The sequence below is a fragment of the Herbaspirillum lusitanum P6-12 genome (assembly GCF_000256565.1).
Lineage (GTDB): Bacteria > Pseudomonadota > Gammaproteobacteria > Burkholderiales > Burkholderiaceae_D > Herbaspirillum > Herbaspirillum lusitanum.
The window spans coordinates 1-1,832 of record NZ_AJHH01000134.1 but is presented as its reverse complement, the minus strand read 5'-3'; the positions used below and the strand labels follow the sequence as shown (position 1 = coordinate 1,832).

General features: G+C 62.6%; 1 protein-coding gene and 1 pseudogene. Both read left to right on the top strand.

The window, feature by feature from the left end; genetic code table 11:
- Positions 1-175: 175 nt before the first annotated feature.
- Positions 176-1,216, top strand: coding sequence for an efflux RND transporter permease subunit (locus HLUSI_RS26995; protein WP_016832880.1), 1,041 nt, complete (start codon positions 176-178; stop codon positions 1,214-1,216).
- Positions 1,156-1,710: pseudogene (locus tag HLUSI_RS0104700) on the top strand (efflux RND transporter permease subunit); the annotation flags it as partial. The gene HLUSI_RS26995 and the pseudogene HLUSI_RS0104700, both read left to right, overlap by 61 nt.
- Positions 1,711-1,832: the final 122 nt, after the last annotated feature.

Here is a 1,832-nt window from a genome sequence, read left to right as displayed (position 1 = left end):
CTCCGCCGAGGCCGGCAGCTTCTCCGCAGCCGGTGAAGCCGCCGCGCGCTATCTTGCCGATTTCGTGGAAGACCTGAAAGCCTCCGGCTTCGTCGCCGCCTCGCTGGCGAAGCACCAGATCGAAGGCGCGCTGGTGGCCAAGCGCGGCGATTGATTTCCCGACCATGGATGACAAATGATTTTTCGACAACTCTTCGATCCTGCGTCGTGTACCTACACTTACCTGCTGGGCGATCGGGATGAGGCCTTGCTGATTGACCCGGTATTCGAACAGGCGCCGCGTGACCTGGCTTTGCTCGATGAACTGGGCCTCAAGCTGCTCGCAACGCTCGATACGCACGTCCATGCCGACCACGTGACCGGCGCGTGGTGGCTGCACGAGCGCTGCGGCAGCCGGATTGCATTGGCATCCGTCGCCGGCGCGATGTTCAGTGACCTGCCGCTCGGTCATGGCGATCGTATCCGGTTCGGACGCCGTTATCTGGAGGTGCGCGCCACACCCGGCCATACCAACGGTTGCCTGACTTATGTGTTGGACGGTCAACACATGGCGTTCACCGGCGACAGCTTGCTGATTCGCGGTTGCGGCCGTACCGATTTCCAGCAAGGCAGTCCCCTGCAATTGTTTCGATCGGTACATGAACAGATCCTGACATTGCCGGATGAGTGCCTGCTCTACCCTGCCCATGACTACCGCGGCATCACCGTCACCAGCGTGGGCGAAGAACGTCGCTTCAATCCTCGCCTTGGCGGCGAAGCGGATGCGCACGACTTCGTCGGTTACATGGACAACCTGAACCTGCCTCATCCCAAACTGATGGCGCAGGCCGTTCCCGCCAATCTTCGCAGCGGCAAACCGGAGGATGCCCGGCTGCCGGCCGGTTATGCGATCGAACTGGCCGGCGCCGCAGCCGACAGCAGCAAGGCGCAGGATTCGATTGCGGCCAACGTGCCGCTGGTGATCTTCATCATCTTCACCTTGCTGATGCTGCAGCTGCATAGCTTCTCGCGCGCCATGCTGGTGTTCCTGACCGGCCCGCTGGGCGTGGCCGGCGCGGCGGTGGCCTTGCTGGTGCTGCATCGTCCGTTCGGTTTCGTGGCGCAACTCGGCGTGATCGCCTTGTTCGGCATGATCATCCGCAACTCGGTGATCCTGATCGCGTCAAGCTGCTGCCGAGCGGGCCGCCGGTACCGTACGCCGTGCAGTTCCGCGTGACCGGCACCGAGGTCGACAAGGTGCGCGCCATTGCCGACCAGGTGAAGACGGTGATGAACCGCAATCCCAACGTGATCGGCCTCAACGACAACTGGAACGAATCGGTCAAGTCCTTGCGCATCGATCTCGACCAGGACAAGTTGCGCGTGCTCGGCATCGGTTCGCAGACCGTCATGCGCACTGTCAATACCTTGCTGACCGGGACCGCTGTCGGCCAGTATCGCGAGAACGACAAGCTCATCGACATCCTGGTGCGCCAGCCGCTGGAAGAACGCGCCACCATCGACGCGCTCAACCAGGCCAACATCCCGACCGCGAGCGGCAAGAGCGTGCCGCTGGCGCAGGTCGCGCGCGTGAGCCTGGCGTGGGAGCCGGGCGTGGTCTGGCGTGAAGATCGCGAGTGGGCCATCACGGTGCAATCCGACGTCGCCGACGGCATCCAGGGCCCGACCGTATCGAGCCAGATCAGCCCGCAACTCGACGCCATCCGCGCCCACGCAGCCGGTCGACGATCTGCGTTCGTTATCGGAATGACATGAGGCTATTTTCTCAAACAGTACGAAAGCGCCCGGCTCTGCGGTATGCTGACGCACAAGAAAAATAAAAGCAAAACGGG

Coding starts and splice junctions, on each gene's coding strand:
- HLUSI_RS26995 (WP_016832880.1), top strand. CDS start 176: ATGATTTTTCGACAACTCTTCGATCCTGCGTCGTGTACCTACACTTAC.